Source organism: Pseudidiomarina halophila, assembly GCF_003987215.1.
GTDB classification, from domain to species: Bacteria; Pseudomonadota; Gammaproteobacteria; order Enterobacterales; family Alteromonadaceae; genus Pseudidiomarina; species Pseudidiomarina halophila.
Genome location: NZ_PIPW01000002.1, coordinates 133,724 through 157,469, shown reverse-complemented (window position 1 = coordinate 157,469; position 23,746 = coordinate 133,724). Strand labels below are relative to the sequence as shown.

Annotated in this window: 19 protein-coding genes; 8 read left to right on the top strand and 11 right to left on the bottom strand. The window is 50.1% G+C overall.

The window, feature by feature from the left end; all coding sequences use genetic code 11:
* Positions 1-10 precede the first annotated feature (10 nt).
* Genes CWI69_RS06760 through CWI69_RS06750 form a run of 3 tightly spaced genes read left to right on the top strand, consistent with a single transcriptional unit; the run spans position 11 to position 2,874 of the window.
* Positions 11-1,468, top strand: coding sequence for an amidase (locus CWI69_RS06760; protein WP_126763164.1), 1,458 nt, complete (start codon positions 11-13; stop codon positions 1,466-1,468).
* The gene (locus tag CWI69_RS06755) at positions 1,468-2,184 is read left to right on the top strand and encodes a thioredoxin family protein (protein WP_126763163.1); all 717 of its coding nucleotides are present in this window, start codon (positions 1,468-1,470) and stop codon (positions 2,182-2,184) included. The genes CWI69_RS06760 and CWI69_RS06755 overlap by 1 nt, the downstream gene beginning before the upstream one ends.
* 3 nt (positions 2,185-2,187) lie before the next feature.
* Positions 2,188-2,874, top strand: coding sequence for an SDR family oxidoreductase (locus tag CWI69_RS06750; RefSeq protein WP_126763162.1), 687 nt, complete (start codon positions 2,188-2,190; stop codon positions 2,872-2,874).
* Here CWI69_RS06750 and CWI69_RS06745 read toward each other — a convergent pair.
* The 3 genes from CWI69_RS06745 to CWI69_RS06735 all read right to left on the bottom strand — a co-directional run bounded on the left by CWI69_RS06745 (position 2,865) and on the right by CWI69_RS06735 (position 4,799).
* A complete protein-coding gene (locus CWI69_RS06745; protein ID WP_126763160.1) occupies positions 2,865-3,551 on the bottom strand; it encodes a dUTPase in 687 nt (228 codons plus the stop codon). The genes CWI69_RS06750 and CWI69_RS06745 overlap by 10 nt on opposite strands.
* 192 nt (positions 3,552-3,743) lie before the next feature.
* A complete protein-coding gene (locus CWI69_RS06740) occupies positions 3,744-3,932 on the bottom strand; it encodes a YgaP family membrane protein (protein ID WP_126763158.1) in 189 nt (62 codons plus the stop codon).
* Between the two features lie 135 nt (positions 3,933-4,067).
* Positions 4,068-4,799 carry a thioredoxin domain-containing protein gene (locus tag CWI69_RS06735; protein WP_126763156.1) on the bottom strand — a complete coding sequence of 244 codons (732 nt, stop codon included), beginning with the start codon at positions 4,797-4,799 and terminating at the stop codon, positions 4,068-4,070.
* A 138-nt stretch (positions 4,800-4,937) separates the two neighbouring features.
* On the opposite strand from CWI69_RS06735, the gene CWI69_RS06730 reads away from it, so the two are divergent.
* Positions 4,938-5,888: an META domain-containing protein gene (locus CWI69_RS06730; RefSeq protein WP_198678915.1), complete on the top strand. Its 951-nt coding sequence runs from the start codon at positions 4,938-4,940 to the stop codon at positions 5,886-5,888.
* Positions 5,889-5,897: 9 nt separating this feature from the next.
* Positions 5,898-6,515, top strand: a complete 618-nt coding sequence (locus CWI69_RS06725; RefSeq protein WP_126763152.1) for a glutathione S-transferase family protein — start codon at positions 5,898-5,900, stop codon at positions 6,513-6,515.
* A 14-nt stretch (positions 6,516-6,529) separates the two neighbouring features.
* Here CWI69_RS06725 and CWI69_RS06720 read toward each other — a convergent pair whose 3' ends face one another.
* The 6 genes from CWI69_RS06720 to CWI69_RS06695 form a co-directional block, all read right to left on the bottom strand.
* Positions 6,530-7,348 (bottom strand): DUF4434 domain-containing protein, encoded by an 819-nt coding sequence (locus CWI69_RS06720; RefSeq protein WP_157984248.1) that lies wholly within the window; start codon positions 7,346-7,348, stop codon positions 6,530-6,532.
* A 71-nt stretch (positions 7,349-7,419) separates the two neighbouring features.
* Complete coding sequence (locus CWI69_RS06715) at positions 7,420-10,440, bottom strand: NfrA family protein (protein ID WP_126763149.1); 3,021 nt, start codon at positions 10,438-10,440, stop codon at positions 7,420-7,422.
* Positions 10,428-12,641 carry a glycosyl transferase family protein gene (locus CWI69_RS06710; RefSeq protein WP_126763147.1) on the bottom strand — a complete coding sequence of 738 codons (2,214 nt, stop codon included), beginning with the start codon at positions 12,639-12,641 and terminating at the stop codon, positions 10,428-10,430. The genes CWI69_RS06715 and CWI69_RS06710 overlap by 13 nt, the downstream gene beginning before the upstream one ends.
* A gap of 309 nt (positions 12,642-12,950) precedes the next feature.
* Positions 12,951-13,706, bottom strand: a complete 756-nt coding sequence (locus CWI69_RS06705; RefSeq protein WP_126763145.1) for an EAL domain-containing protein — start codon at positions 13,704-13,706, stop codon at positions 12,951-12,953.
* Positions 13,707-13,724: 18 nt separating this feature from the next.
* Positions 13,725-14,666, bottom strand: coding sequence for a YeiH family protein (locus CWI69_RS06700; protein WP_126763143.1), 942 nt, complete (start codon positions 14,664-14,666; stop codon positions 13,725-13,727).
* The gene (locus CWI69_RS06695; RefSeq protein WP_198678914.1) at positions 14,666-15,541 is read right to left on the bottom strand and encodes an MBL fold metallo-hydrolase; all 876 of its coding nucleotides are present in this window, start codon (positions 15,539-15,541) and stop codon (positions 14,666-14,668) included. The genes CWI69_RS06700 and CWI69_RS06695 overlap by 1 nt, the downstream gene beginning before the upstream one ends.
* A gap of 127 nt (positions 15,542-15,668) precedes the next feature.
* On the opposite strand from CWI69_RS06695, the gene CWI69_RS06690 reads away from it, so the two are divergent.
* Positions 15,669-16,385 carry a YebC/PmpR family DNA-binding transcriptional regulator gene (locus CWI69_RS06690; RefSeq protein ID WP_126763139.1) on the top strand — a complete coding sequence of 239 codons (717 nt, stop codon included), beginning with the start codon at positions 15,669-15,671 and terminating at the stop codon, positions 16,383-16,385.
* A 39-nt stretch (positions 16,386-16,424) separates the two neighbouring features.
* Here the strand turns inward: CWI69_RS06690 and CWI69_RS06685 are convergent, their stop codons facing one another.
* Entirely contained in the window at positions 16,425-18,581 is a 2,157-nt protein-coding gene (locus tag CWI69_RS06685) for a S9 family peptidase (protein ID WP_126763137.1), read from the bottom strand.
* A 206-nt stretch (positions 18,582-18,787) separates the two neighbouring features.
* On the opposite strand from CWI69_RS06685, the gene CWI69_RS06680 reads away from it, so the two are divergent.
* On the top strand, positions 18,788-20,866 hold the full coding sequence (locus CWI69_RS06680) for a tetratricopeptide repeat-containing diguanylate cyclase (protein WP_126763135.1): 2,079 nt from the start codon (positions 18,788-18,790) through the stop codon (positions 20,864-20,866).
* An 88-nt stretch (positions 20,867-20,954) separates the two neighbouring features.
* Positions 20,955-22,487, top strand: a complete 1,533-nt coding sequence (locus CWI69_RS06675; protein ID WP_126763133.1) for a winged helix-turn-helix domain-containing protein — start codon at positions 20,955-20,957, stop codon at positions 22,485-22,487.
* Here the strand turns inward: CWI69_RS06675 and CWI69_RS06670 are convergent.
* Complete coding sequence (locus CWI69_RS06670) at positions 22,484-23,740, bottom strand: amidohydrolase family protein (protein ID WP_126763131.1); 1,257 nt, start codon at positions 23,738-23,740, stop codon at positions 22,484-22,486. The genes CWI69_RS06675 and CWI69_RS06670 overlap by 4 nt on opposite strands.
* Positions 23,741-23,746 lie beyond the last annotated feature (6 nt).

The following is a 23,746-nucleotide window of genomic DNA, read 5'->3' as shown; positions in this document are numbered from 1 at the left end:
GAAGCAAAACATGAAGTATTTATCAGCGACGGAAATCGCGCGTCAAATTAACGCAGGTCAACTAACTTCGACTGCAATAACTGAGCACTATTTGAATCGCATTGAAAACTACAACCCAAAGCTTAATGCCTTTGTTGATCTGTACCCAGATACCGCTCGTTTAGCAGCCAAACAACGCGACCAACAGAAAGATGATCAACCTGGCCCACTTCATGGCGTGCCCATCTCCGTAAAGGAGTGCTATCAGGTAAAGGACACCCGGACAACTCTGAACTATCCCCCTCTGCGAAATCTTGTGGCCGACTCCACCTCACTGTTGGTGCAACGGCTGCTTGATGCGGGTGCAGTTCTTCTTGGCAAAACCAATGTACCTACCCTGCTGGCGGATGCTCAGACGTTTGGCCCAATTTATCCGCGCGCAAACAACCCGTACGATCTTAGCCGCACGCCAGGCGGCAGTACAGGTGGCGGAGCCGCCGCCCTCGCTGCTGATTTATGCGCTCTTGAACTCGGCAGTGACATTGGCGGCTCCATTCGTAATCCTGCACATCACTGTGGTCTGTTCGGGCTAAAACCCACGGAAAATGGCCACCACCTTGACGGGCATATTCCCCCCCTTCCCGATCTCGATTTAGGCTTATCGGTCATGAACTGCACCGGGCCCCTTGCGCGCACCGCTGAAGATCTCGCTTTAGCCCACAAGGTTTTGTTCGCACCGGACTGGCAACAACGCCTGTACCTGCCGATTGCCCGCGAACAAAACCTGTCACCGGATCTGTCGGGCTACCGATTCGGATTTTTAACTAGCATAATTGGCGTCCAGCCGGGTAAGGCTGCGAGCAAAGCGATGAAGGATACCAGGGCTAAGCTGGAAGCGGCGGGGGCAGAGGTCACCGACTTTCGTCTCGACGACCAGTTGGTTCGCGAGTCGCTTACCCTGTGGATCGAGCTGTTTGGTTACGCCATGGGGCAGACCCTGAAGATGCCTTATCGCAGACTACTGTACTGGCAGTATCGAAAACTACTGAAAAGCTCCGCATGCTTACCGTCAGCTCACGCTTTGAAAGCGCTTAAAACAGGATTAACGCTCAACTTCAAGAGTTTCAGTCGCGCCCTGAAGCGACGCCAGGAGTTGGTAACCGAAGCGATGCGCCAACAGCAATCCGTTGATATCGTGGTAAGCCCAACAACACTTGGCCCTGCGTTCCCACATAACTCGGCCCGCCATACCATCGAAATGGATGGGCAGAATATACCTTACGTTGATTACTGCTTTCCGTTCGTTAACTTCTTTAGCCTGACTGGCCAACCCGTCGTTACCGTGCCAACGGGCACCGCAAAAACCGGCCTGCCTATCGGACTCTGTTTCTCTGCAGCGCATCATCAGGATCAAACCCTACTGCACCTGGCAAAGCTTCTTGAAGACCAGGGCTTTGCTTTTCACGCACCTAATTTTGGAAACGACTAATGTATCGACCTATTCTTTTTTTCCTACTTTTTCTTGGCTGCTCCGCAGCTCACGCAGCAGATGCGTCTGATGCTTATTTTAACGGCCAGTCACTCTCGCCTGACCAACTAGAGCAGCAACAGCAGCTGGCGGCTCAGCAAAATAAGCTTTTCATGCTGGTTTTAGGGGCAGACTGGTGCCAAGACAGTCGTGCTCTTGCCGAACAATTCCAACAACCTGAATTCGCGCAACAGCTGGCTCAGCGGTTTGTTGTGAATTATGTTGACGTGGGTTACCTGGAGCACGGTTTTAGCGTCACCAACTATTACGGGCAACCCACCTACTACGGTACCCCCACGGTCATTATTATCGACCCTGTCACGGGCCGGGTCCTCAATAAGTCGGACTGGCAACAGTGGACCAACGCAGCGTCATACGGCGAGCAAGCTTACCGCATTTACTTTCTCGAGCAGGAATTTGAGCCACTGCCATTTTCAGCAGCCAACAAAGCTTTTGAGGATTATCAGGCGCAGCGGGTACGTGCTGGGTTTGCGGTCGCCGGTGACATGCTTGAAGCCTACATGGAATCAAGTGCGACCGAGCCATCTGCAGAGTTCTCAGAACTCTGGGCCGAGCTAGGTCGCTTCCGTAATCAGGTATTTAACGATGTGATAGACTATCATGTCGCAAGCGATGAATTCCCCAACTACCCAGAGCAATCCTGGGAAAAGGAGTAAAACATGGCAAAAGTTCTATTAATCACAGGTGCCTCCAGCGGTATCGGCAAGACCACTGCACTCACTGCCGCAAAAGCTGGTCACAAAGTCATTTTAACCGCGCGACGGGAAGAACTGCTCGATGAGCTTGTCGCAGAAATTGGCAGCGATCAGGCACTCGCCGTGCCTTCAGACGTTAGCAACTTTGCTGAATTGAAGACCGTGGTCGAACAAGGTATCGAGAAATTCGGACAGCTGGATGCAGTATTTGCCAATGCCGGCACCGGGGTTTCGACTGCCGGGACTGAAAATGGTGACGCCGAAGAATGGAAGAAGATGGTAGACGTCAACATTAACGGCTTACTTTATACCGCCAGACTAACACTTCCTCACCTGCGCAAAAGTACAGGCCATTTTCTCATGACCGGTTCTGCCGCAGGACGAAACATCATAAAAGGTTCAGTTTACGGTGCGACCAAGTGGTTTGTTCATGGTTTCGCGCAAAATCTGGCGGAAGAAATGAAAGAGTGGAATGGCCGCTGTACGACCATTGCCCCTGGAATGGTAAATACGCCATTTTTTGACGAACCCAAACCCGACAAGCTCGATCCGCAGGACGTTGCCGATGCGGTGCTTTTTGCCATCGAAGCGCATCCACGCAATTGTGTACGCGAAATTTACCTGATGCCGGGTTATAAAAATCAGGACTGAACGACGGCTTTGTCGTAATGGTCGAGCAATAACGTTTGTGCTTGTAGCAACGGTTGCTCGGCCGCAATAATACTTTGCTGATGTTCGCCAAGTAAACGCATCATCACTTCGTTGTCTTCTTCGCCATTCCACATTTTGACGTAAGTGCCCTGCTTATAGCCGCGCTGCTGACGTAAATTGTTGAGCGCGTTCTTACCGATATAGGTCAGGTACACGGTGTCCGCATCACCATAAGCGTTCACCAGCATTGTCAGCAGTTTATCGAAGAATTGCTCGCCACAAACCAGGGGATAGTCTCGAGAGCCGTCGGCAGCAAGTGCTGCTACAAGTTCTTTGCCGTCTTGTACACCAGCATTATTGGCGAAGCTCTTTAACATCAGTTGCGCCACATACTCCAGTGCTGCCTCAGTGCTTTTGCCCTTGCGGCAAGCATGTTCGACCGCATCAGAAATCGCAAAGTGGAGAATATCAATGAGCTCCATGTTCGCCTGGGCCCAGTCTGCGGTTTGCTTCTTCCACCACTTATAGGCCGTATGTTCAAAATACTCACCAAGCTCGACCAAAATCGCTTTTACGTCGTCGCGTTTGACCTTTGGCGCCTCTGGGTAGTCAGCATCTATTACCTGGTTAAAAGCGATCTGCATCGCGACAAGTTGGCGGGCTTGAGCTGGCGTCATCCTGGAATCCTCGTTGGTAGTTTTTGTTTGGCTTTAGTGTACTTGAACTGACAGGCTCAAACTACCTCAACTAGCGTGAATCCAGCACCGGTAGATGTCCGGTTTTAACGTAGATGATGGTCGCGCGGTGAAAATCACCGCGCGCCAGGAGAAATCCATAGTTAACATGGAACAGCTTTCTCCGTAATTACTTTAACTTGATGGTTTTGCGCAGGTTGAAATTCCAAGCACTTTATACAAACCACAAAATTTAAAAATCGCCGTAGCTAGCAAAACTGCACCAAGAATCCACCAGTAATTTTCGGCGGTAACACCATAATAAATCAAAGCGATACCGATAATTGCGCGGATAACCCGATCGACTGTTCCGACATTGGCCATAGGAAGCTCCTTGTGTTTTAGAGAATACTAAATAACTACTCCTAAACCTAGTCAATAGATCGCAAAAACGAAAGCTTTTCGCTAAACAGACGATGGTTGCCTGCTCAGCAATTCCGACAATGATTACACCAGTAATCAGGACGAGCTCTCAACAGCATCCAGCTGTAGCAAATGATCCAGCAGCGCGAAATAGCGCTTCGACTCTTCCTGCGAGTGCGGCGCAGGTGCCGTTACCACGTATTTGCCGTTGACCACCAGGGTCGGCACACTCGAAATATCTGCATCCATCATGTCTTGCAACACGACCCGGAGTTTATCGGTGATAGCGCTACTCTCATAAACGTCCTGGAAGGCGATGGGATCAACGGCATGCTCGGCCAGGAAAGCGTTGATATCTTCCTGAGTGGGTAAACGTTCGTGATTTTCACGCACTGTCTCATAATAACCAATAAGTTCATCATCGAGGCTATGGCCCATATCGCGTAACGCATAAAACACCCGGGCATCAAGCGCCCAACGCTCGTTCGCCGGAGCCGCACGCTTGATGACGGTTACGTCTGTATGTTCGAGGTCATAAGCAACAATGGTCGGGTTGAAATGTTGGCAGTGCGGACAGCCCGGCCATAAGAATTCAATAATGAATCCGCCTTCTGCAGGCGCTGGTTCAAAATCAGCCACTTCAATCGCCTGTTCCAGTACGCGATAATCCTTGCCTTCCACAAAGGTCATGGGCAGCTCCTGAGTAGGCGTATTGCCGACAAGCTCGGCCGCCACATCGCTGTTTGCTTCAGTTTGCTGCGACTCTTCATTTGCCGGTTGGCAACCAACGGTGAGCAACAATAGGAAAACTAAAATTAAATGGCGCATGATAATTCCTTGTAAATGATCGTTCTGGTTATTTTAATTGGGTCCATTTCACCGCAGAATCAGGCAAATGTCACGCGACGCTGTAAATGCGGTTCTAAACAAGCAATAATGGCTAGCATTAATGACAAGGAGACCGGCATGCATGCTCTATTCCTGCGCCGCGCGCTGCTGCTCAGCTGCATCACAGCTTTGCTCGCGGCCTGCTCACCGCAACCGCAAAACGAACAAGCTGACCAACCCCTGGTTTATAACTGCGGTGCTCTGCAGGTAACGACCATCGTTGAAAATAACGCCTTGCATCTCAGCTTTGGCGATCAGAGCTTTGAACTACAACCGACTACCAGTGCCTCAGGTACACGTTATGTAAATGCCGATCATGGCGCAGAGTTCTGGCGCAAAGACAACGAAGCCCAATTCTCAACTGATAAGCTGGCTTTACCCTTGTGTGTGCAGCAAGGCACTCTACCGCAACAATTCAATGCGCGCGGCAACGAACCTTTCTGGCTGCTCAAAATTGACCGGCAAAGCGCACAATTACGTACGCCGGGAGATGAAGAAAACTTTGCTAACGTCAGCCGTGCGACATTAAATGACGCACCCCCCTTCACGTTTGAGGTAACCCTCGACGCCACACGAACCCTTCGCCTTGAAGAAGGCGTTTGTTACGACAGTATGAGCGGACAAAGTTTTCCCTATAGCGCAAACTTCATTCAGCAAGACGAGCAGTGGTCAGGCTGTGCGGGAGACCCGCAACGATTGCTTACCGGTGTCAGCTGGAAAGCTGGTCGTGCGACAGATAATGACGCGACACTGACGTTTTCACCCGAGTCACGGATCAGCGGTTACGCTGGCTGTAACTTTTTCACCGGCAGCTATACCATCACCGGCGAAGGTATTGAGTTCTCGCCGTTAGCGGTGACCAAACGCATGTGCCCGCCAGAGGTGATGGCCGACGAAAAACGCGTGTTGCAGCAACTCACCCAGGTTTCTAACTTTAAGGTGTTTGCCGATGGTACCCTACACTTACAGTTGACCAATGGTGAGTACTTACAGTTTTCACGTTACCCGTTAGATTTATTAGCGAACTGAGGTTACCGAATGAAACTCTACGAAACCAAGACTGCGCCCAATCCTCGTCGCGTACGCATGTTTTTAGCTGAAAAGGGCCTGCTTGATCAGGTTGAATGCGTACAGGTTGATTTGCAAAAGGGTGAAAACTTAACGGCAGAATTCGCCGCCAAGAATCCGATGAAAAAAGTGCCCGTGCTAGAGCTTGAGGATGGCACCTGCATCGCTGAGACCATGGCCATTTGTCGTTATTTTGAACTCAGCTATCCAGACACCCCGAAATTACTGGGTGATTCACCGCTGGAGCAAGCCGAGATTGAACAGTGGCTGCGCTGGCTCGATTATTATTTTTTCATCCCTTGTGGAATGGGTTTCCAGCACACCAGCGGCTATTTCAAAGATCGCATGACGCCGGTGCCGGAGTGGGGTGAGCTCTGTATTGCCGACGTGAAAAAGTTTATGGCGTTCTTAAATGAGCATTTAGCGGGAAAATCCTATATCTGTTGCGATCGTTTTACTGCCGCTGACATCACCGCTTTTGCGGTTGCCGCCTTTGCCCGGGTGGTAAAAATTCGCGTCGACGACAGTTTGCCGCACCTATTCGCCTGGTACCAACGCATCAATGAACGGCCATCGGCAGCGGTTTAATCGTTCCCGTGCGGCTACCTTGTCGGCTGAGCATTAACATCAGTCAGATAAAGCAGTCCGGCGGTTTCCGGCAGGTAGCGCAATGAAAACAGAATCTGCTGGTGACATTTGGGTTGCTGGGCAACCGCACGCTCCAGTTCTTCCGGACGCGCTGGGCGGGCATCAAACGGCTGTTCGTTGGTCTGCCGGAATGCTTCGTTAATCATCACCACGTCACAATTAATATGGGCAAAGTAATCTTTTCGTTGCGTCTCACTCAAGGCGCGCGTGCCTGCTCCGTCTTGCAACCACACCTGATAACCAAGTTCTTGTAATTCGTTTAACCAGGCACCGAATTCATCCGCTGGCAGTTCCCCACTCATAAACACACTGATGGCAAGTTTGCGCTTGCCCATCCGCTGTTTAAGCTGGTGAAGAAACTCATGTAACTGTTGACGCTGACTCGCGGTGTTAAAGTAAGCATCGCTTAACTCTAAGGGAACATACCAACCAAGGACACTTTTCTCGTGTTCATTAACCCAGCTTTGCCAGCGCGCAACAACGCCATTCAGCTTGCGCAAATAAGCGGCAAAAAACTTTCCCTGCGCGGCCTCACCCGCAGCCATTTGGTTAAAGTAATCGGGGTCGGTATGCAAACCTAACCACAGCGGCATGTGTCGTTGCCAGATGGTTAAGGCTTCCTCAAGCCAGGGGGCAGGCTGCGTAAAAGTTTCTGAACCATATTGCAGCCATTGCACAACACCAAAGTCGACAGGGCTGTGGGCGATTTGCTGAAACAAGTAGTTCCAACCGTAACCACCGAGCTCAGCGTCACGATTGAGAGGTTGATACATTACACCAAGCGCAGGAGATACATTAGTCGCCTGCGCTGGCATTATATTCAGGTATGCGGTGAAACATACGGCTAGAAATACAGTTCGAAGCGAATGAGTAGCGCATCGTCGCCATCCTCCGCGTAATCGCTGGATACGACATGTTGCCATTCAATTCCAAGCTCCATTCGCAGGTTGTAACTATTGTAATCGGATTGCCACCATTCTGACATCCAACCCACACCCAGGCCGGCACGGGCGTCATCAGCATCGCCGATGGCAGCAAGATCATGCGAAGTATCACCTTGCAGAAAACCGTATAGCCGCATCGTCTGCAGATGCGATTGGGTCAGCGCAAATACCGGGCCTGTCTCAAGCCGGCTGAAAAACGCCGATTGGTCGTCTTCTGGAAAATAAATACCATCAACGAAGAAGGTACTGTACCAGACGCGATCCAGTTGTGGCTCCCACCACTTGCCTTCGCTCCACGGGCTGAGTAAATCCGCCGAGGCGCGCACATAGGCCTTGACGTCTTCATCGCCATCAAATTGCGCCCGGACGCCTACACCGAGGACAGTATTCAGTTTTTTGGTTGGCTTCCACGTCAACCCGACATCTAGCTCCTGGGTCTCAAAAAAGTCGTCTTCGCCACCCTGCAGCAGACTAATTTGTGCGCCCAGCCCACCTATCGATGCTTGTGCGTCCGAAAACTCGTAAGCGGCTTTAAGTTGCATGAAGTAGTCGCTCTGCGCATCGATACTTTGTGTGGTATTGGCGCGACTACTATCACCGGCCCAACCAGCTATAGTGAACGCCCACTGACTATCAACCTCGCGGTGCAGCCGCTGTGCTTTGAGCAGCTGATATTCGTCGGCTTCCGGCTGTTCAAGCATTTTATCAATCGCAGCCTTGGCATAATGTGCTGTTTTTTCGTTGTCGTTGGCGAAGTTAAAGGCAAACGCTGCCTGGTGCAGGTGTTTAACTTGTGAGTTCTCTTCATTACCTTGCAACGCTTTATCAAAGTAGCTTGCTGACTCTACCGGATCGCGCTCGTAAATGGTGAACGCCAGCTCAGCCTGAAAGTGACGGTTGTCAGGATAGCTTGCTACAGCTTCCCGGTAGAGGTTTTCCAGCGCTTCCATGTCGCCACGGTTACGGTAAATATGGGCGCGCTCTTCGATCAGTAGCGGTGAATCGAAACGCTCATCGGCGCGTTCCAGCAACAACAAGGTTCTATCGTCATCTTGCTGCGCCTGAGCAATATCAACACCCAGCAACCACCAATCCAGCTCACCTTCCTGCCGTGCTGCCTGCCAGGCTGCTTCTGCACCTTTAATATCACCCTGAGCAAAGGTTAACCGGGCTATCGCCAGTTCGTCTGACGAAACCCGTTGGTCAACCGGAATACGCTGCAAATAAAGCACCGCAGCTTCGTTGTCCCCAACTCGCTGAGCCAGTGCCGCCAGCGAACGCAAATCTCCAGCGGATGGTGTTTCACCAATAGCCATTTGCAGTGCTTCATATGCAGCTTCGGGATCACGGTCAATTAAGCATTCTGCGCGGGTACGGATACCCCGCTCCTGCTTAACCTCCGCCAAAGTTGCCAGTGCCGCATCGCAATTACCCTGCAAGCGCCACAATTCGGCAACATCGACGGGGTCGGCATTATTCTCCGCCAACATCTGGATACGCGCAGCATCGATATGTTCTGGCTTGCCATACAAAATATTGATGTAACGGGATAACAAAACCTTACCCGGTGCGCTACCTAAATTGACTTCGTCAAACCCATCCTGAAGAAGCTCTAAGGTGTCATCGGTTTCACCGCGTTGCCACATTAAGTAAGTGACTTTCTCGAGCGCCGCAGGGTCACGGAAGTTGTCCCAGATTCGCCGCCAGGTGCGCTCCGCATTGTTGCTATCACCCAGTTTCTCGTATGCCATTGCCAGGTAAGTCAGCGCCGCTTCGTCCTGAGCCCTCCCTGCTAGTAGCTCCACCTGTTGCCGCCATGCTTGTTCGGCATGATAATGGGTCATTAATAGCCGTTGCCGGCGCTGTTGCAGTTTCGCGTCAGTGAATTGCACCCGCTGTATTTCAGCGTACTGACCGAGACGTTCTGCCAGGGTCAACCACACCAACGGATTTTCCTGCGCTGAGCAATTCACAAACAGCTCGCTCGCTGCCCCCCGGTCATCCAGTTTAAGTAGCAGTTCGACCTGCTCCAGGCAGCTAGCCTGAGCCACATCGGCAAGCGCCACTGCGGCTTCAAGTTGCCCATCATTTTGTAGTAAGAAATAATATTGCTTCGCATCTGCGGTCGAGAGCATATCGCGCTCATGCAACCAGGCGAAGTACTTCATCGCTGCAGTCGGATTATCACGCCCAAGTGACTGATAAGCTAGCTCGCGAATAACTCCTCCAGCCGCTTTTGGATAACGTTTTGCCAGTGCGAAGGCGCCAGCTTCATCGTTGGCCTCAACCAGCACATAGCCGAACTCAGCAATTTCTCCGGGAGCAAGTTCAACATTCTTTGCATATTGCCGGAAATGATGCGCCGCAGCACTGAATTGGCCAACATCTGCCGCGGTTCGCGCTGCAACCAGATGGAGTTCTTCAGTCCATAACGACATTGGTAACGCATTAAGCCATGCCCAAGCCGTCTCTTTTGAATCACTCTGTTGCAACTGGTAGAGGCCCTGTTGAATGAACTCGAGCTGTTGCTCCGGCGTTAAACCTGCCAGGAATGATGGCATCTCGCCGGCATCAGGCACTGCTTTAGCCATTTGCGTTCGTAAGAGGCGTTGATGGAGTTCAGCGCGGCGCTCATTTGGAACTCCCGCAAGGTAGGTTTGCGCGCGTTCAGTGTCGTTGCTGAGCATTGCTAATTCAAAAGCATATTCATAAAAGGCGGTATGGTCTGGCGCGATAGCAATGGCGCGATCGAGCTCGCTGAGCGCAGCCTGATAGTTTTCATCTTGCTGCAATCGGTAGGCTTTGTCGACATAAGGGTACGTACGAAACTCTTCATAATCCGACAAACCATTGAAGATGGAATCGCCCAGCCCTTGCGGCGCCAGTGCCGACAACGTTGCTAATAAACCTAAAATACGCATGTGATTCCCGGTTGCCCAGCAACCGCCTCAGCTAATAATTCTTTCATTTCGACCTGATGACGTTTTTGATACGCCAATGCTTGATCACGTTCGTGCTCCGAAATAATGCCTTCATGCACGAGGTAGTCTCCGAGTCGTGTCTCTCCGCTACGAGAATAGGCCAACATAACTTGTGCCATCACTGCTGGGTCGATCACACGCGACTGAATGAGAGCGGTACCGAAAGGTAATTGACGGATAAAATAGGAATCACGTAAGAGTCGGATTTCTTGCTCGGATAAACTACCTTTTTCGGTCGCTTGCTCAAGAAACGGGCGAGGATCAGCGTCCTTATCGTTCAGGTACCAATAGCGCAGGCCAAGGGTCACTGCGCCCTGGGTAGTCACACAACCACGTACCGGGCGCTTTAACTTACGGCTGAGAGCAGCCTCAGCCACCGGACTGAGCGCATACTCGCGGCCTACAATAAGAGTTTTACCTTCTTCCGCCAGTGGAATAATCGAATATTTAAAAGCCAGCTCGGCCGGTAATTTTTGAATGAGCTCCTGATCAAGCTCAAAGGGGTCACAGGCCTGAAATGAACTGTATTCCTGCGTTGCAATCGCTTCGCTTAAATCATCAAGAGTGACGATACCCGCCGTAACTAAATAAACGCCTAGTCGAATACCGGCTGGCCGCTCGAGCAATGCCCGCTCGAGATCTGCCTCACTCAACTTACCGTTATCAATCAGGATCGAACCAAGTGGCCGTTTGCGTGGCGGCGCCACCACCGGGAATACATGAGAGGTTTTATCCCACGCGACCTTACGCGGGTCACCGTGTTGAACCACCTGCTTAATTGCCCGCAGACTTGCAGTAAAATTAATTATTGTGCCCCAGAAAATTCGGACAATGGACATGAAGCCCTGAAACCAACCGTAATATTGTTTGGCGAAATAAAACCGTTGGAACAAACGATTTGCCAGGAACAATAAGTTGGCATAGAGCAAGAAAACAATAGTTTGATCATCCTCGAAAATAGAGAGTACACGGTAGGTACTGGGCACAAACTGCTCAACAATCCAGATAATCAGCAGTTGAATAAACACCGCCATAGCCAGAAAGCTGACAATGTTGGCCAATGCTCCGCGGCGATCACGCCACAGGAAGTAATTAATCCGCCAGTCTTTGGTCCATTTCAGCTTGCGAGTGCCCTGGAAAATAATGCCAATAATCCAGCGTGTTTTTTGTCGCACCGACGTGGAAAATGTGGTCGGGAAATATTCGCGTACACAAACCACGTTGCCGTCGCGGAGACTCACTCCGCGATGCTTCTCGCGTAGTTGTGCCTGCTCCTGCTTAACCGGATACCGGACGAATATCTCTTCCATACCCCAGTTTTTCAAGCGAAAGCCAATATCATAGTCTTCCGTCAGTGAGCGCACATCAAAGGGTAAACCATCCCCCTCTTTTAACAGATGCATAATGGCTCTACGACTAAAGCATGTGCCCACACCAGCACTCGGCACCTGGCCAGCGAGGGACTCGCGCACCACAATATCTTTCCCATGCAGCTCTGCGAATTCATCCAGATAATGCGCTGCAGTAAAGTGGTACCATTTTTGCGGGAACGGGTACACCGGCAGCTGGATCATGTCTTTGCGCCCAACCAGATAATTGAAAAGGCGCAATTCCATACTGGATAGAACGTCCTCTGCATCGTGCAGGATATAACCTGAGAATTCGATTTTAGTCTTTTTCTCAAACTCAATAATTGAAGCAATAATGTTGTTTAGACAGTCAGCCTTGCTGGTAGGCCCTGGTTCTGCACAGATGACTTTATGGACGTTGGGGTAATGCTCAACTACGTGGTCGACTTCAGCTTGTGTTTCCAGGTCATTCGGGTAGGTGCCAATAAAAATCTGATAGTTCTCGTAATCCAGTGACGCAGCAGCATTGGCTGCCATTTTGTCGACCACACCGACCTCTTGCCAGGCGGGAACCATAATGGCGAGGGGCTTTTCCGGCTCCGCCAGCAATTTATCTGGGTCGGAGTAATCGTACTTACGGTATATCGTCAGCTTGCGGTAAAGATTACGTATCCAATAGTAAAAATCGATAAATAAATCATCGAGACCGAAGACGAACAAAATCACCATTACCGCAATGGCTAGCCATTTGAGGCCATACAGATAAACTACGAAAATATCGAACCAAGACATAACATACGCTCCCGGACACGACAGTAATGGTCGTTTGTCGTTACGAGTTCAGAGGGAGCCCCTCCATCTCAAAATCGTCTTGCATTTAAACAATGTAAATTTCTTGCAATCATACTGTTTAATTAGTTGACGGACCGCTTTCTGTCAACTTGCCTGATTTATCTTCTGATTTTAGATGGAAATAAAGATTAAGCTATCTGTCAGTCGAAATAGTCGACAGATAGCTCTATAACATTTTTATGATTATTGGTTGCCAGGTAAATTTAATTAACAGGCCTTCTCTTTACCGTTAAATACAGCTGAGAAATGTCAGAAGTTTACCTGGGGAAGGCTTTCAAAGCCTGGTTTTGCGAAGTAGTAGCCCTGCATGAAACGGACACCGAGCCGCACTAAAGTTTCCAGTTCTGCCTGTGTTTCAATTCCTTCAGCCAAAACGCGTGTGCCTTGCAGTTCACATTGTTGCATAACCTTTTTAATTTCTTGTTGCATTTGGGCAGATTGATCCAGGTCGGTAATCATGCCCCGATCGAGCTTTAAAATATGCGGTCGCAATTCAACCAGCCAACTATGGCTTGTGAAGCCAGCGCCGTAATCATCTATCGCCGTTTGAAAGCCGCGAGCTGCGTAACTGCTAAAGATGCGTTGCAAATGGGATTTGCTAACTATTTCTTCCAGTTCGGTAACCTCAAAGACCAGTTTGGTAAGATCAAACCCGTACAGATCGGCAGCTTCAATCGTCGCTCTGATGCAGGTTTCAGGACTGTAGACCGCATTTGGCAGAAAGTTGATGTGGAGCTGAGAATCAACACCAAGGCGCGCCGCAGTTTCGATAGCTTTCACCCGACAAGCCTGGTCGAAGTAATAGCGGTTTTCATGGTTTATGCGGTCAAAGACCCATCCTGCGCCCTGCCCCTCGGTACCACGCACTAAGGCTTCGTAACCGCATATTTCTTTTTTCTTCCAGTCGATAATTGGCTGAAAAGCCATGGTTATCTCAAAACCTAAATCCTTCCCTGAAAGACAATCTTTACACGTTTGTTGACGTATTGATGCTGGTATTGTCATAAGTCTCGCTTTGTTTTTTTAAAACTCGATCATCAGCCAACCGAGACTGCCAACGGCGATGGTTAACCAAAGAATACTTGCTAAAAGCAATGGCCTGAACCCCGCTGCACGGATTCGCGTTAAGGTTAAGCTTAGCCCAATTAAGAACAGACAGAAAATCAGAAGGTGTTTTCCGATCGCAAAAAAGATCCCGAACATCTCATCGCCACCCGGAAAATAACTCGCCAGCGCAGCAGTAACGACAAAGCCCCCGATAAACCAGGGCACTACCAGCTTGGTACGTCCCTGCTTCGGTTGCGAGCGGGCGTAAACCCAGGCCGAGAGTAATGCCAAAGGGACGATCCATAATGCGCGCGCCAACTTAGCCGTGGTCGCTACCACCAGAGCTTCATCGCCATAGGCTTCTGCCGCACCTACCACGGATGAGGTATCATGAATCGCAACCGCAGACCATAAACCAAAAGTAACTTGATCCAGCTCCAACAAGCGGCCAATCACCGGAAACAGGATTAAAGCTACAGAGTTGAGAATAAATACCACCGCGAGGGCCAGCGCCATTTGATCACTGCGAGCACGAATGGCCGGGCCCACTGCTGCTATCGCACTGCCGCCACAAATAGCGGTTCCAGAGCCAATCAAATGGGCGGTTGAGGTTTCGACCCCTAACCATTTACCCAGTAATAATCCCAGCGCCAGCGTTACCACAATCGAGACGATAATAAGCCCTATAGCATCGCCGGTTATCGCAAGCGCCGCGTCCAGCTGCACGCCGAAACCGAGCAGGACAATAGCAACCGCCAGCAGACGCTTAGCCAGCTGGGCTGGATTAAAGTGGCGCGGTACCCATCCGAAACCGGCAAGTACGAAGCCAAGCACCAGAGCTGTCGGTGACGAAATCAGTCCGGTTAATGCCGCGCCGCCCACTAGCACAAAGGCTAAATAAGAAAGTAGCATCGTCATTACAGTTGATTGATGGGCAGCTTGAGGTAAACCTTACCTTGCTCATCTGCTGGCGGCATCTCCCCCGCCCGAATATTGACCTGTATCGACGGTAAAATCAGCCGTGGCATGTCGAGTGTCGCGTCGCGCTCTTCGCGCATAGTTACAAACTCCTCTTCACTCACACCATCATGCACATGTTTACTGTGCTTGCGCTCCTCGGCCACTGTTGTCCGGCATTCATGGGATCTGCCCTGCGGTGGGTAATCGTGACAAATATAAATTTCTGTCGCTTCGGGCAACGCCAGAAGTTTTCTGATGGAGCGATAAAGTGTCCTCGCGCTGCCACCTGGGAAATCACAGCGTGCGGTACCCACGTCAGGCATGAATAGCGTATCGCCAACGAACGCCATGCTTTCGTTGATAATGTACGCAACATCGGCCGGCGTATGCCCTGGAGTGTGAAGCACCCGGAAGCTCATAGTGCCGACCGTAAAAGTGTCGCCGTCGGAAAAAAGCTTATCGAACTGAGTGCCATTAGGTAAAAACTCTTTCTCTAAATCAAAAACCTCTTTGAAAATTTTCTGCACATCGCGGATATGTTCGCCGATGGCAATTTTGCCCCCCAGCGTGTCCCTGATAAAAGGAGCTGCCGAGAGATGATCAGCATGCGCATGTGTCTCCAGAATCCACTCGAGTTGCAGTTGCTTAGCGCGCACAAAATCAACCAATCGCTGTGCACCTTTTGTGTGCGTACGTCCTGACTTGTAATCAAAGTCCAGTACCGGATCGATAATGACCGCCTTATTACTCGCTGGATCACAGACCACGTAACTATAAGTTTCACTGTCACTATCCAAAAATGCTTCGACATGGGGGCGCGAGACCTGGCTCATCACTAGTTACTCCTTTATCGTATTAGTTCTGGCTAAACTACTTCATTCCGGCAAAGGTTTAAACTGGATCACATGCCGAAGTGCGTATAATATTGCGCTTTTCGAACAACACTATTGAGAGTTCACTATGGGTCGCGCCTTTCAAAACCGCAAGGAGTCGATCGCGAAGACAGCGGCGGCTAAAAGTAAAGTTTACAGTAAATATGGGCGAGAAATTTATGTTGTCGCCAAACAAGGTGGTGTAGAACCTGACGCCAACCTGCAACTACGTGGCCTCATCGATCGTGCGAAAAAAGATCAGGTGCCAGCACACGTTATCGAAAAAGCGATTGAAAAAGCTAAAGGTGGCGCGGGTGAAGATTACGCTCCAGCCGTTTACGAAGGCTTTGGTCCGGGCAACTGCATGGTCATGGTCGAGTGCCTGACGGATAACCCAGCCCGTACCTTTGGCGAAGTTCGCAATTGTTTTACTAAAACCAAGTCAAAAATCGGCGCTCCGGGAAGTGTCGCGCATATGTTTGATCACTGCATGATTCTGGCGTTTGCCGGTGATGATGAAGACGCAGTGTTAGAAGCATTAATGATGGCCGATGTAGATGTGACTGACATCGAAGCTGAAGAAGGCAAAATCACGGTTTTTGCCCCCCACACGGAGTGGCACAAAGCAAAAACCGCTCTGCAGGATGCGTTTCCTGAAATTGATTTCGAAGTTGACGAAGTTCAGTACTTGCCGCAAGTCACCACCACCATCAGTGGTGATGACGTTGCTATGATGGAAAAATTCCTGGATATGCTCAACGATTGTGACGACGTCCAGAACGTCTACCACAACTGTAGCCCGTAGTTCTACTACGGGCCTGGCTTGCCGTATCCCGTAGTTACACTACGGGCTGACCTCTTCTCCCAACAGGTTCAGGATGAACGCATACTCTTCGGCGGTTTCTTTGAGACGGGCAAAGCGACCTGAAGAGCCACCATGCCCGGCTTCCATGTTGGTTTTAAACATCAGCGGATTATCGTCTATTTTCAGATGCCGCAATTTGGCCACCCACTTGGCCGGCTCGAAATACTGCACCTGTGAATCATGCAGCCCCGTGGTCACCAACATAGCCGGATAGGCCTGTTTCATCACCTGATCGTAAGGCGAATACGAAAGCATATAATCATAATAAGGTTGCTCTTGCGGATTGCCCCACTCGTCAAACTCATTGGTGGTCAGCGGAATGGTTTCATCCAGCATCGTGGTCACCACATCGACGAAAGGTACGTGGGCAACCAGCCCGCGATACTTCTCCGGTGCCAGGTTGGCCACAGCACCCATAAGCAGACCACCAGCGCTGCCACCCATACCAAACACCTTACCCGGATGGGCATACTCCTCAGCAACTAAATGATCAGTCACATCGATGTAATCAGTGAAGGTATTCTTTTTGTTCTCCAGCTTCCCGCTCTCATACCACTGCCGGCCCATTTCCTGACCGCCACGAATGTGCGCGATAGCATACACGAAGCCACGGTCAACTAATGAGAACACCGACTGGCGGAACCATGGCTCAGAAGTTGCCCCATAAGAGCCATACGCATACTGATAAAGAGGTGCAGTGCCGTCTTGCTTAAAGTCTTTGGAATAAAGCAGCGACACCGGAATCTTAGTGCCATCATCAGCCGTCGCCCAGGTGCGTTCAGTAGCGTACTTTGACGCGTCATAGTTGGGCACTTCTGTCGCCTTAAGAACTTCCCGCTCACGGGTTTCCATGTTGTAGGCGTAGGTTACCGTCGGCGTTACCAGAGACGTGTAGTTGTAACGCACCAAGTTGGTATCCTGTTCGACATTGGTTTCGAAAGTCATTACGTAGGTCGGTTCATCTGCACTGATCAAGTGACTTTGCGCAGTTTCATCCCAAGGTACGATGCGTATTTGCCGTAAGCCATTATGGCGTTCATTTAACGCAAGATGATCGGTAAATACGCTGATGCCATGAATGAATACATCCTCATCGTGTGCCACCAGCGGTTGCCAGTTATCTTTATCTCCTAGCTCCTCTGTTGCCACCTGCATGACACGGAAATTCGGAGCTTCGTAGTCAGTCAGAATAATCCAACGCCCATCGATATGATCCACTGAATATTGTAAGTCCCGCTCGCGTGGCGCTACCACCTGAAAGGTGCCGCCCGGCGTTGCGGCATCAAGCACATGCACCTCATTGGACACGGTCGATTGCAGGCTAATAACGATATATTCGTTATCTTTGGTATTGTCGACCCACATGTAAAAGCTTTCATCCTGTTCTTCATAGACTACTTCGACGGTCGTTGCCGGCTCACCCAAGCGATATTTGAGTACCCGCTTGGACAAAAGTGTTTGCGGGTCATTTTCAATCAGAAATAGTGTTTCGTTGTCTTGCGCCCAGGCAATTGCCGACGAGATGCCTTTTACTTCAGTAGCGGTAACAGTACCAGTTGTCAGATCCTTGATGAACAACTCGTACTGGCGACGGCCCTTATCATCTACCACGTAAGCAAGTTTGCTTTGATCAGGACTCACCTGCAGATTAGACACCTGCATGAAGGATTTCCCCTCTGCAAGGGCATTAACGTCTAACAGAATTTCTTCCTCGCCGCTCTCAATGTGGATGCGGGTATAGATGGGATATTCTTTGCCTGCTTCATATTCGGTTTGATAAAGGTAAGCGCCGCGCCGGTAAGGGACGCTTTCGTCATCTTGCTTCACGCGCGCCATCAGTTCAGCTTCAAGGGCATTAGTCAGCTCCTGATAATCCTCCCGGTAACGATCGTAATAGGTGTTCTCTGCATTTAAGTAAGCAAGAACTTCAGGATCTTTACGTTCGTCATCACGTAACCAGTAATAGTAATCGACGCGTTCTCCGTGGGGCGAAACCACAGTATAAGGTTCCCGTTTGGCAACTGGCGCCTCACTTTCTTTATTTTCCGAAGATGTCGATTGCGGTTGGCAGGCCGTCAGCACAAATAGCAGAGCTAACGTAAAAACGCTTTTGAAATCTAAGCGATGACTTAACATGGACTTTCCTTTTGTAGTATTTTAGGTCAACTTGTACGACTTTTAGGCATTTTTACTACCTAGTCAAGCTTATAGCGACTCTATTAATAATTTCGTAACTTATAAACTAGTCGGCTTATATAGTTGCATTTCGTCGTTTCTTAATTGCACTCCTCCGACCAGAGGAGTAAATTAAGTGCGCATTTTTTCATCATTGAGGGGGTCTCGTGAAAACGAGCCAAAATAGCACAGCGATCTATAAGCGCTTCTGGCATGGCTTCTTAGCATGCTTGTTTGTCATAGCTATTGTCACGGCGCAAGCGCAGACGGCTAACCCGCCCCCCCCTATGGATGACGCTATTGAGCAGCAGCTTGATACGATGCTAAATAGTAACCTGAGCGAAGCCGAAATGGGTGAGCAATTAACTGCGATTATTGCGGAGATGTCGGCCGACACCCCGGTGATGACGCAGGTCCGGGTGAAATCCTATTTAGCCATGTCGCACGCCTATGAAGGCGATATAGAACAAGCTTACGCCCTGCTGGACGAGGTTGACGATCTTGCACAAAACAGTGGTTATGCCGATGCACTTACCGAAGCTGCAGCGACACGCATCCTGATAAAGACCATTGAGGGCAAGCTCACCGAAGCTTATACCTTAATCAACACCGCGATCCTGCCCGCAGCCAGCGCTACTTTGCCGCGCGTGCGTTATTTCGCCCATAACTTGATCGCCAGCGTTTACACACAAAAAAATCAAACAGAACGGGCGCTTGAGCACCTTATTCAGGCTTCCGATGCCGTTAATGAGACAAACACTGCGCGCACACCAGTGCGACGCATTTACCTGAAGCTGCGGATTTCCGAGATCTATACCCAACAGACTCAGTATGAGCAGGCACTGCAACAGCTAAATGAAGCTGAAGAAACCATGCGCAGCGCCAACCTTGAAACAACCTTCGCTCCAGAAATTCAGTTCCAACGCGCCTATATCGCCACCGAAAAGGGCGATTTCGATCGCGCCTTTGATCTCTACGAAGAGTTAGAGAATTCGATTAAAGATGACCCTCTCTGGGCAGGAATGCAGCCCACTGTGCTGAATAATCTTGGCGACCTGGCGATACGCACTCAACGTTTTGAGTCGGGCATCGCTACCCTGGAGCAAGCACTTGTTATTGCCGAGCAGCAAAACAATACCATTACCGAGCAAATAATCCGGTTTAACCTGGGCTTTATCCAGGTGCACCTGGGTAATCATGACGCCGGTCTCGAAACAATGCAGAACGTTGTCAATCAGGCCCGGGGCGAATGGGTGGACCGCGAAGTTGAGGCGCTGTTGGGCGAATACGCAGAAGCGCTCGCCATGGCTGATCGTTATCAACTAGCATATGAAGTATTGCGCGAACAGCGCGATCTGCGGGAAACCGTATTTAATACAGAAATGCAGAAGAACGTCACTGAATTGCAGAACCTGTACGAATCAAAGGATAAAGCCCAGCAGATTGAACTGCTCGAGCAACAAAATGATCTGAACGCACAAATGCTGCAGAATGAACGCCAGCAGCAGCTTATCTTAGCGTTAGGAATTATTGTTGCCCTGTTGTTCTCCGTTCTGGCGTTCTACTTGTACCGTGCCGCGCGCCGCTCAAATCTCGCCCTGAAAGATGCTAACCGACGGTTGGCTGACCAATCGGTGCGTGACCCGCTGACGGGCCTGTTGAACCGCCGCGCGATGCAGCAGGAGTTACAGCGCCAGGAAAAAGAAGGCAGCGCCCAGTCCGATGCCATGATTCTGATTGATATTGACCACTTCAAGCGCATTAATGACAAGTTCGGCCACGCCGCAGGTGATGAGGTCATCATTGAAGTTGCCAAACGTTTACAGGCCATCTGCCGCGACAACGACAAAGTCATTCGCTGGGGTGGCGAGGAATTTCTGATCTACCTGACCAACGCGGAACCCGACGCTCTCCCACGTTTCGTCACGCGGTTGTTAGCGACCATTGCTGAAGAACCTGTGACGACGAAAAATTCCGGCGACATCGCTATCACCGCGACAGCCGGCTTTATCAGTTACCCATTTGCTAACCTGAGTCACGCACAAATGGATTGGGAAGCAACCCTCATGCTGGTCGATAAGGCGCTTTATGCCGGCAAAGTTCACGGCCGCAATCAAGCCTGGGGCATTATGCAGTTGAATGTCGCCCATGAACACGCAGAAGCTATCCTTGATAACGACCTTGCCGAAGCAATAGAACAAAACATTGTTACCGCAATAACGCTGCATGGTCCGCAAGCGCGCTAGCTATCTTGTTGATTGCAATGGGTACTCTTCATTTACATACCAAGCCTAAATCGCTAAGCTTGACCTACTGTAATTTGGAGAGTCTCACATGGCTGTACGTATTTATTGCTTCAGTGGTTATGAATTTGACCCCTTGCATGCATTATTACGCTCGCCGGCCGATGAAATTAGTCTCGAGCATCGTATTGCGTCGTTATTGGATTACTTCTGTCAGCACCCGCAACAAGCTCTGACAAAAGAAACGCTACTTAATGCTGTTTGGGCTGGTCGTGTAGTCAATGAGGACAGCCTGTCCGTCGCAGTAAGTAAACTACGAAAGATCCTTCATGACAGCCGTGGTGAACCTCAATTTATTAAAACCATTCCCGGCGTAGGTTACTTTTGGCTACCCGAAACCACAGTGCAGGAAAGCACTGCAGCAGAACGTTCCGCCGAAAACATTTCAGCGGGGGACAGCCCCGCTACTGTGGCAAAAGATCCGCTCGCTCCCTCACCTGTGAACACCAAACGTGATTGGCGACGAAGTGGCCTGATTATGGCGCTGGTGTTCGTTTTACTGACGTTTGTTGTGTTGCTTAATCTGGATCTGTTTTCGTCTTCGAAACCGGTTGCGGAGGGGCAGAGTGATACTGTCTCTGCAGCAGCTATGTTACCCGACGCAGCATTACAAGCGAAGTTCGATGAAGCGCAGAAGCTCATTTCCGTGGCACAACATACTGAGACTTCTGTAGAAAATTATCGCCGTGCAATCGAACTCTTCCGCGACGTACTCCAACAGTACCCGAGTTTCACTTTGGCTCACATTGGCATCGCCGAAGCCAAATTTGAAATGAGCGCGATAAATGGGTTCCGGGATCTACAATTGTACGTTGATGAAATTAATACCATTCTCAACCTTGCCCTTGCCCAAGCACCTGACAACGGTGATGCGCTTGAATTGAAGGCAAAGCTGGCCTTCCTTGGTGAATGGGATTTAAGCACCGCCAACACCTACTATGAAAAGGCTATTGAGGCGATGCCAAACGATCCAGGTATTTATTTAGGCTATTCTGAGTTTCTTTTGATTCGCGGTCGCTACCAGGAGGCAAATGAATTATTGCGCCAGCTGCGGGTGAAAAATCCAGACTTTTACCGCTATATGAATTTGTCCTTGGTCTATATGTTTCAAGGCGATTACCAGCGGGCGATTGCTGAAACTCAGCGATTAATCAACTCTGAAGCGCCGTCAAGACAGCACAATCATATTTTAACCCGAATTGGCGTACTTACGAACGATGACGCCATGGCCATGGATCACCTCGAAATACTCATGCGTGAAGAAGGTTACTCAGAACAACGTATAGCCAACTACCTTGATACCTTTGATCAGGGAGGCATTGAGGCGGTTTACGCTAGCTTACTTGAAGAACGCAACGAGGATAATTTAGGTCAATACATTCCGCCAATTTCATGGGCGCGCTATGCTATTGTTGCTGGTGAGTACGATACTGCACTGCGCTTTCTTGAAGAAGCTATCAGCCTCAAGCAGCCACAGGCTCTCATCCTGCACAGTGACCCACACTACGACCCGTTGCGCCAAACGCCCGAGTTCCAACAGCTGCTTGCCCGACTTCCTAATTAATTGGGTTGTTCCGGTTGAATGATAACTTCTGCACCCTGTTGCACCACTTGGGCCGGAGCGCTTAAGTTACTAAAATCAGTCACAGGGTTAGTCTGATAGACGTTAAAGCTGGCCTCAAATCCGATCTCAAGTTTACCAACCTTACGACCAGGAAATAATGCTTGTGGGGTGGTACGTGTTGCACTATTTATGAGTGCTTGCGCATCAAACCCTAAGATTTCTCTTAAATAGATGAGCTCATCCACGACCGAGCCCATAAATTGATCCGAGCCAGTAAGAAATGACACACCCGCTTGTCTCAGACGACGCAAATTTTCACGTTGCAAGGCCTGAACCTGCTGCCGTTGTGCCGGAGAAAGATCGCTAAACAAATTAACCACACCAGCAGTTGGTATTACATGAATTCCTTTTGCCGCGGCCTGTGCCGCTACCTCCTCGGTGAGACGGTATGCAGCGGCAGTTTTACCAGTGCTCCAGTGATAACCCGGTAAATGGCCAATCCAGTCAACCCCCGCTGCTACCGCTAAGGCAAAGTCAGCCGCGGACTCAGTGTGCGCAACCACCCTTAGCCCGCGTTCCTGAAGAAATGGTACCAACGCCACTACCACCTCCGCAGATAATCCGTTGACTCCGAAGAATTCCTCATTGTCACGACGAGTCTGGTCTTCATGATGGACAATAATAATTTTTACTAAGTCGACAGCACCTTGCTCAATCAAAGGCCATTTTTTATTAATGTCCGCAACTGTATCTATCACTAGATAGCTTTTATCATAAATACGATCGGGCGCTACATCCGGCTGTCCTTCTCTCGACTTTAGCGCCATCCGTAACGGGTGACCATCAGAGCTTGAAAGACAAGCGCCAGCAACCTTTATCGAGGGCAACCCCGCAAGCTTTAAGCGCTCGCGCGTCAGCTTCGCGGAGCTATGGCTACCACAAAGCATGGCACCATAAAGAATACCTTGCTTGAGATACCGGTCATGAAAATTATCGGCCAACCAGGGACTCTGCAGATTGTGATTATGGGCGTCGGCAAGCGGGGGCAAAACGAATGCCCCCTGCAAGTCGTGACTGATACTTACTTTTTCAACCGCCCCGGGATCAACAAAAACACCATCTTCGACGTAAAATGTCGTTGCGACAAAATCGCTACCGTCCCACCACTTGCCATTTCGGTAAACTTCAGCCGAATGAACGGAAACGCTAAACGCACTCAGTAGCAATGTAAATAAAGCGTACTTAACGGTCATCGGAGG

What these genes read in the sequence shown, in the direction of transcription:
- CWI69_RS06735 (WP_126763156.1), bottom strand. Translation starts at nt 4,799, where the DNA reads ATGCGCCATTTAATTTTAGTTTTCCTATTGTTGCTCACCGTTGGTTGC.
- CWI69_RS06675 (WP_126763133.1), top strand. Translation starts at nt 20,955, where the DNA reads ATGGCTGTACGTATTTATTGCTTCAGTGGTTATGAATTTGACCCCTTG.
- CWI69_RS06695 (WP_198678914.1), bottom strand. Translation starts at nt 15,541, where the DNA reads ATGAGCCAGGTCTCGCGCCCCCATGTCGAAGCATTTTTGGATAGTGAC.
- CWI69_RS06750 (WP_126763162.1), top strand. Translation starts at nt 2,188, where the DNA reads ATGGCAAAAGTTCTATTAATCACAGGTGCCTCCAGCGGTATCGGCAAG.
- CWI69_RS06670 (WP_126763131.1), bottom strand. Translation starts at nt 23,740, where the DNA reads ATGACCGTTAAGTACGCTTTATTTACATTGCTACTGAGTGCGTTTAGC.
- CWI69_RS06720 (WP_157984248.1), bottom strand. Translation starts at nt 7,348, where the DNA reads ATGTATCAACCTCTCAATCGTGACGCTGAGCTCGGTGGTTACGGTTGG.
- CWI69_RS06715 (WP_126763149.1), bottom strand. Translation starts at nt 10,440, where the DNA reads ATGCGTATTTTAGGTTTATTAGCAACGTTGTCGGCACTGGCGCCGCAA.
- CWI69_RS06730 (WP_198678915.1), top strand. Translation starts at nt 4,938, where the DNA reads ATGCATGCTCTATTCCTGCGCCGCGCGCTGCTGCTCAGCTGCATCACA.
- CWI69_RS06710 (WP_126763147.1), bottom strand. Translation starts at nt 12,641, where the DNA reads ATGTCTTGGTTCGATATTTTCGTAGTTTATCTGTATGGCCTCAAATGG.
- CWI69_RS06745 (WP_126763160.1), bottom strand. Translation starts at nt 3,551, where the DNA reads ATGACGCCAGCTCAAGCCCGCCAACTTGTCGCGATGCAGATCGCTTTT.
- CWI69_RS06685 (WP_126763137.1), bottom strand. Translation starts at nt 18,581, where the DNA reads ATGTTAAGTCATCGCTTAGATTTCAAAAGCGTTTTTACGTTAGCTCTG.
- CWI69_RS06740 (WP_126763158.1), bottom strand. Translation starts at nt 3,932, where the DNA reads ATGGCCAATGTCGGAACAGTCGATCGGGTTATCCGCGCAATTATCGGT.
- CWI69_RS06690 (WP_126763139.1), top strand. Translation starts at nt 15,669, where the DNA reads ATGGGTCGCGCCTTTCAAAACCGCAAGGAGTCGATCGCGAAGACAGCG.
- CWI69_RS06705 (WP_126763145.1), bottom strand. Translation starts at nt 13,706, where the DNA reads ATGACAATACCAGCATCAATACGTCAACAAACGTGTAAAGATTGTCTT.
- CWI69_RS06700 (WP_126763143.1), bottom strand. Translation starts at nt 14,666, where the DNA reads ATGACGATGCTACTTTCTTATTTAGCCTTTGTGCTAGTGGGCGGCGCG.
- CWI69_RS06755 (WP_126763163.1), top strand. Translation starts at nt 1,468, where the DNA reads ATGTATCGACCTATTCTTTTTTTCCTACTTTTTCTTGGCTGCTCCGCA.
- CWI69_RS06725 (WP_126763152.1), top strand. Translation starts at nt 5,898, where the DNA reads ATGAAACTCTACGAAACCAAGACTGCGCCCAATCCTCGTCGCGTACGC.
- CWI69_RS06760 (WP_126763164.1), top strand. Translation starts at nt 11, where the DNA reads ATGAAGTATTTATCAGCGACGGAAATCGCGCGTCAAATTAACGCAGGT.